This is a genomic window from Synechococcus sp. R55.2, assembly GCF_047462075.1.
Classification (GTDB): Bacteria; Cyanobacteriota; Cyanobacteriia; order Thermostichales; family Thermostichaceae; genus Thermostichus.
The window spans coordinates 1-6,135 of record NZ_JANSIH010000189.1; the positions used below are offsets into that span (position 1 = coordinate 1).

The following is a 6,135-nucleotide window of genomic DNA, read 5'->3' on the forward strand; positions in this document are numbered from 1 at the left end:
CCATGCGCCGCTTTACCTGCTTGAGGTTGGGCCGGAGCAGCCAGCAGCCCAACTTGCCGCGCCAGCCGCGGGGCAGCTCCTCCCGCAGCACCTGGGTGATCACCTGGCCAACACTTTCGGCAAACTTGAGGAGGGCATTGCCCACAAAGCCGTCACACACCACCACATCAAACTCCCCGGTCAGCACATCCCGCCCCTCGGCATTGCCGGCAAAATGGATCCCTGGCAATTGGGCCAGGCGCTGGTGGGTGGCCAGAGCCAAATCGTTTCCCTTGTTGGGCTCCTCGCCGATGTTGAGCAGGCCCACCCGCGGACGCTCGACCCCCAGTACACACTGGCAGTAGAGGGATCCCATACGGGCAAACTGCTCCAAAAAGCGGGGCCGGCAATCTACATTGGCTCCCACATCCAAAAGCAACACCGGCTTGCCTCTTAAAGTGGGCAGAAGAGCACCAATGGCCGGGCGATCGATCCCTGCCAGCCGGCCCAAATGAAGGTAGGCCGCAGCCATCGCTGCTCCGGTATTCCCGGCGGCCACCACAGCATCGGCTTGGTTGGAGCGCACCTGTTGCATTGAGACGTTGATGGAGGCTTTGGGCTTTTTGCGTACCATCAACGGCTCTTCCGCCATGCCCACATCGTCCTCGGCAGGCACGATGGTGATCCCAGCAGGCAAGGGCTGAGGCAAAAAGGGCTTGAGGGACTCTGGACGACCGACCAGCGCAATCCCGACCCGCAGATGCCGATGGGCCAGCAAGGCGCCCTTGATGATCTCTTCGGGAGCGTAGTCGCCCCCCATCGCATCAACCGCAATTCGCACAAGCTGACCTCACACTGGAATATCCTCGGCAACTGCAAGTCAAGCGTCAGGGAAAGCGCAGCGACCTCTGCAGTCCCCCTGCCGGAAAATTGGGAGCCTTAATGGCTGCAGGATGCTACCGAATTGTACCAAAAAACTGGATCTAAAGCCCCGCCCTACCGCTACGCAGTTCCTCGTAAGTGCTGTCGTAGAACCAGAAACCAGAATCCTTGCCCTCTAGAGCGGGGGGTATGTCAACAGATTTGTTTTCCTCAATCAAGGCCGTAGGTTCCGCACCGAGCCCGAAGGGATCCGTTTGCGCTGCTTCTTCCCCACCCTGCATAGGAAACGTGGACTTCCTCACGCCTGCGTGAGGGCAGCCAAGAGAGAGCGTACCTGTTGGACGTGGGCGTGTGCAGTGGAGTTTCTGGCCTGGTGTTGGCCCAGCTCCGTCTCCAACTGCGCCAATTCTCCTGCCAACGCTGCCCACCGATCCCGCTCTGGGTAGAGGGTGGCCTGCAGGTGATTCAGGCGACCCCAGGTTTCTGCCATGGCCTGGGCGCGCGCCCGCAGGGATCCCTCCTCTTGCTCCAGGTGTTGCCACTGCTGCTCCAACTCTTGCCGTTGGCGGGCAAGCTGCTCTTGTTGAGAAGGTAAAGAAGAATCCAATTGTTGGATGAGGCTCTGCAAGCGACCTTTTTCTTGAAGGAGATCCTGTTTTTGGCTGCCGATCTGATCCAGAATCGGGCCAATATCGACCAAGGTAGGGGCGGCAGCGGCCTGCCCTTGAAGCTGGCTGAGGCGGGCCTCTTGGCGGGTCAACTCTTCGTATTCCCGCTGTAGGTTTTTCTCCTGAGGCAGCAGAGCTTCTTCGAGGGCGCTGCAAGCAGACTGAGCGTAGTCAATATCCATTTCGATATCGAACCGCTCTTCGGGAGAGGCAGTGGCCAAACGCTCTTGCAGCTCCCGTAGGGCTTGGCGATTTTGCTCCAGCTCGGCCCGCTGCTGGCTAACTTGGGCCGCCCGCTGCTCGTAATCCCGGCGCAGTTGGCTGACCAAAGCCGCCAGCTCCTCGACCGAGATGGGAGGATCCGCGGATCCTGCCCTGCCGTCGTGATGGGCGATGATGAAGTCGTACTCTTGAACCAGGCGATACGTCTGTTGCTGGAGAGTTTCCTGCAAATGCAGGTGGCGGGTGATCTGTTGCAGTTGTTCTTGATAGGCTCGCAGGGATCCCTGCCGAGTTTGCCATTCTGCTTGGCTGTGCTCCAGGGATTGTCGGGATCCCCACCAAGCGGCGCGGCGTTCTTGCCAAGCGCGGTAGTCCCGATCCAGCTCGTCTTGCCGGATCTGGGCCTGCTGACGTTCTGCTTCCAGTTGGGCAATCTGTTGATTCAAGTGCTCCTGCTGCTGCTGAATGTGGCTTTTCAAGCTCTGCAGAAGCGCCAAGGGATCCCCAGCCGGATGTAGAGTCTCCTGGAGCTGCTGCACCAAAGCCTGTAGCTGCGCTGCTTCTGCCTCCCCCAAGCGGCTGGAGCGAGCTTCTTGCAACTGGGCTTCCAACTCTTGCCGCTGCCGATTCAGAGCTTCCCGCTGCTCTCCGATCAGGCGCTGTTGTTCAGCCAAGTAAGCCTGCTGGGCTGCCAGTTCCTCTTTGAGGCTGTCCAGAAGTTTGCGATCTTCCTCTACACTCTTGTACTGCTCGTACAGCCGCTGCACCTCTTCTTCTTGAGCTGCTAGCTCCATCTCGCGGCGGGTAAGCTCATGCGCCTGAAAGGTGAGGGACTGTTTCCAAACCTCGATCTCCTCCTCCTGGCTGCGGGCTCTGAGCTGAAGTTGGCTGAAGTTTTGCAGGTAAGTCACCAGTTGGCGAGCAGCTTCGCTGATGCGGGCGACCTGACGGCTGCCGGAGATTTCCGCCAGCACCAGCGACCCATCCTTGAAACGCCCGGCCTCCTGGGCAATGCGGCCTTCCAGGGTAATCGATTCTTCGTTCACGGCCACCCAGGTATTGTCCTGCTGCTGCTTGGCCAGCAATTGTAGAGACGACTTAGCAAACCCAATCGGCTTGGATAGCTCTGCCAGGTACAGCACGCCTGAACTCCTTCAAAACAGCATGGACAACGCCAATCCCAAACCCTAACCCCACCGAGCCCTCGCCCCTGGCTGGGGAACAATGAACGGCTGCCGGAGTAGGGCTCCCCAAGGCGCAAAAGATGGCATCAGACTCTATACCTTACCGCTCTAGACTCAACCATAGGCTAAAAAAAGCACCTTCGCCAGATGAGTTTTGGGGATGTCCGGGGTAGCTATTCAAACCGGTGGCGGAGCACTAAGGTAGTCTAGGGTGTGGTGTAGAGTTGTGTTCGGGGGTTGTATGGAGCTGCAAGGTGAGCCGCTTTCTGTTCGTCGGCGTTCTCCTGCCCCGCCGGTGGTCGTAGCCTCTCAGGTGTACCAGACAACAGCGCCGGAAGCCAAGCCGCGCCACATTTTGGAAGAGATCGTCTGGCACAAAGAACAGGAGGTGGAGCGCCAACGGGAGCAGCTTCCCCTGAAGCAATTGCAACGGCAACTGGATCAAGCCCCGCCGGTGCGGGATTTTGTGGCGGCTCTTACCCAGTCTCCTCACCCTGTTTCCTTGATTGCCGAGGTCAAAAAAGCCTCCCCCAGCCGCGGCGTTCTCCGGGATCCCTTTGACCCGGTGGCCATTGCCCAGAGCTATGAGGCCGGTGGGGCCAGTTGTCTCTCGGTGCTGACGGATGAGCGGTTCTTTCAGGGCAGTGGCGAGTATCTGCGGCAGATCCGTCAAGCGGCAGGGATCCCCATCCTGTGCAAGGAGTTCATTCTCTGCCCCTACCAAATCCTCTGGGCCCGCGCCTTGGGGGCGGATGCAGTGCTCTTGATTGCCGCCATTCTCTCCGATGCGGATTTGGGCTACTTTCTCAAGCTGATTCGGCAATTGGGCATGGCGGCTCTGCTGGAGGTGCACACCTCCCAAGAGTTGCAGCGGGTGCTGCGTTTGCCCCAACTGCAAGAGTCCAGAGGGCAGGTGCTCATTGGCATCAACAATCGCGATCTGAGAACCTTTGCGGTGGACTTAAACACAACGCGCGACCTGTTGGCCGCCCACTCGGATCTCCTCGGCGAGCTGCCCATTGTCAGCGAGTCCGGCATCCATACCCCTGCCGATTTGCAGCAGTTGCGGGCCTGGGGGGTGCGCTCTGTGCTCGTGGGGGAAGCTCTGGTGAGACAGCCGGATCCCGGCCAAGCTGTGCGCCACCTGTTGTCATCTCAGTGAATGAGAACCCTCCATCATATGGATCTCTGTTAAGAACAATGGATCTCTAAGGATTGCTCAGACCGATGAAACGTATTCCTGTGCCGGCTCACATCCACTACGAATTTCTGCTGCGGGTATTGGAGCGGCAAACCTTTCCGGCAGTGGAAGAACAGGATTTCGGCAACCGAGCCCGCACACAAGAGCTGATCAACTCTCTGCGCAAAGCCCTCACCCAACAGGTGCAACTGGAAGAAGACTGGCGACAGCGGGGCTATCAGGTGGACTACCGCTGGAATATGGACGAGCCTCAGACTCCCCCTTGACCTTCCAGTCCACTGTAAGGTTTAGCATCCTTTCAGTGGCATTGGGTTGGGGAGGTTTCCCAAGATGCAGGTTGTTTTGACAGTGCCCAAGCTGGCCTGTGCGGCTTGCGTGGACACCATTGCGCAAGCGGTGCGGCAACTGGATCCCCAGGCCCAGGTGGAAGGGGATCCCAAAACCAAACAGGTGCGGATTACTTCTGGGCGGTCTGTGAGCGATTTGCGGCAGGCCCTCACCCAGGTGGGATATCCCCCGGCCTAGTCAATTTTGGGCCGGGAACGGTCGGGCGTCTGTTTTGAATTTCTGTACAGATGGCTGCCTTCGCCCTGCCCAGGGTGGAGAGTAGCTGTCGTTTCATCAACAAGGTGTTGCCATGTCTGCCCATAAAGGGTCATCGGGTGCACTATCGGCCTCTGCGCCTTCTCCTGAGGGCACTTGGCAGTTGGCCCTGCAAGGGATGAGCTGTGCCTCCTGCGCCCGCAGCATCGAACAGGCCCTCGCTCAGGTGCAGGGGGTGTCCCACGGATCAGTGAATTTTGCCAGCGAGCAGGCCACCGTCAAAGGGGATCCCAGGCTGGTGGATCCGCAGGCGCTGATTCGGGCGGTGGAGCGGGCGGGGTATCGGGCGCGCCTTATCCAGGAGGATTGGCAACTGGACGATCCGACAGACCCAGAGCGGATCGCCCAACGGGCCGCAGAACGGGAATTGAAGCTGAAGGTGGCGATGGGGGTGGGCATCAGCACGGTGCTGGTGATCGGATCCCTGCCGATGATGCTGGGAATGGAAATCCCGGGCTTTCCCATGTGGCTGCACAATCCTGGGTTGCAGTTGCTGCTGACGGCTCCGGTGCAGTTTTGGGTGGGCAGGCATTTTTACCGGGGAGCCTGGGCTGCTTGGCAACGGCGTTCAGCGGATATGAACACGCTGGTGGCCTTGGGGACGAGCGCGGCTTTTTTCTATTCTGTTTTCCCAACGGTTTTCCCCGACTATTTTCACCGGCAAGGACTGCACCCGGATGTCTATTATGAGGTGTCGGCGGTGGTCACCACCCTGATTCTGGTGGGCAAGTGGATGGAGCAACGGGCTAAGGGGCAAACCTCCGAAGCCATTCGCAAGCTGATCGGGCTGCAACCGAAAACGGCAAGGGTAATTCGCCATGGGGTGGAGCAGGATATTCCGATTCGGGAAGTGCAGGTGGGGGATCGGATCCGAGTGCGCCCCGGAGAGAAGGTGCCGGTGGATGGGGTCATTCTAGAGGGATCCTCCACCCTCGACGAGTCCATGGTGACCGGCGAGAGCCTGCCTGTACTCAAGTCGGCGGGGGATGAGGTGATTGGGGCAACGCTGAATCAGACGGGCAGCTTTGTGATGGAGGCGCGGCGGGTGGGCAAAGACACGGTTCTGGCCCAGATCGTGCGCCTGGTGCAGGAAGCCCAGGGATCCAAAGCTCCGATTCAACAGTTGGCGGATCGGGTCACCTCCTGGTTTGTGCCGGCGGTGATTGGGGTGGCAGTTCTAACTTTTGTGCTCTGGTGGGTGCTGGCCGATAACCCGACACTGGCCTTGGTGAACACAATTGGGGTGCTGATCATCGCCTGCCCTTGCGCGCTGGGGTTGGCGACCCCCACCTCGATCCTGGTGGCCACGGGACGAGGGGCAGAATTGGGGATCCTGGTGAAAAGTGCCGACAGCCTGGAATTGGCCCACCACTTGCGCACGGTGGTCTTGGACAAA

General features: G+C 59.4%; 6 protein-coding genes. 4 read left to right on the top strand and 2 right to left on the bottom strand.

Annotated elements, in window-relative coordinates; all coding sequences use genetic code 11:
* On the bottom strand, window positions 1-799 hold a 799-nt coding region (plsX, locus tag NW838_RS06500; protein ID WP_414427732.1), incomplete at its 3' end, for a phosphate acyltransferase PlsX.
* Between the two features lie 360 nt (window positions 800-1,159).
* Window positions 1,160-2,893, bottom strand: coding sequence for a pilus motility taxis protein HmpF (hmpF, locus tag NW838_RS06505; RefSeq protein ID WP_414427729.1), 1,734 nt, complete (start codon window positions 2,891-2,893; stop codon window positions 1,160-1,162).
* A 283-nt stretch (window positions 2,894-3,176) separates the two neighbouring features.
* On the opposite strand from hmpF, the gene trpC reads away from it, so the two are divergent.
* The 4 genes from trpC to NW838_RS06525 all read left to right on the top strand — a co-directional run.
* Window positions 3,177-4,097, top strand: coding sequence for an indole-3-glycerol phosphate synthase TrpC (gene trpC / locus NW838_RS06510; protein WP_414427730.1), 921 nt, complete (start codon window positions 3,177-3,179; stop codon window positions 4,095-4,097).
* 65 nt (window positions 4,098-4,162) lie between these two features.
* On the top strand, window positions 4,163-4,402 hold the full coding sequence (locus NW838_RS06515; RefSeq protein ID WP_414357589.1) for a DUF5340 domain-containing protein: 240 nt from the start codon (window positions 4,163-4,165) through the stop codon (window positions 4,400-4,402).
* Between the two features lie 64 nt (window positions 4,403-4,466).
* The gene (locus NW838_RS06520) at window positions 4,467-4,661 is read left to right on the top strand and encodes a heavy-metal-associated domain-containing protein (RefSeq protein WP_414357588.1); all 195 of its coding nucleotides are present in this window, start codon (window positions 4,467-4,469) and stop codon (window positions 4,659-4,661) included.
* Between the two features lie 112 nt (window positions 4,662-4,773).
* On the top strand, window positions 4,774-6,135 hold a 1,362-nt coding region (locus NW838_RS06525; RefSeq protein ID WP_414427731.1), incomplete at its 3' end, for a heavy metal translocating P-type ATPase.

Coding starts and splice junctions, on each gene's coding strand:
- trpC (WP_414427730.1), top strand. CDS start 3,177: ATGGAGCTGCAAGGTGAGCCGCTTTCTGTTCGTCGGCGTTCTCCTGCC.
- NW838_RS06515 (WP_414357589.1), top strand. CDS start 4,163: ATGAAACGTATTCCTGTGCCGGCTCACATCCACTACGAATTTCTGCTG.
- NW838_RS06520 (WP_414357588.1), top strand. CDS start 4,467: ATGCAGGTTGTTTTGACAGTGCCCAAGCTGGCCTGTGCGGCTTGCGTG.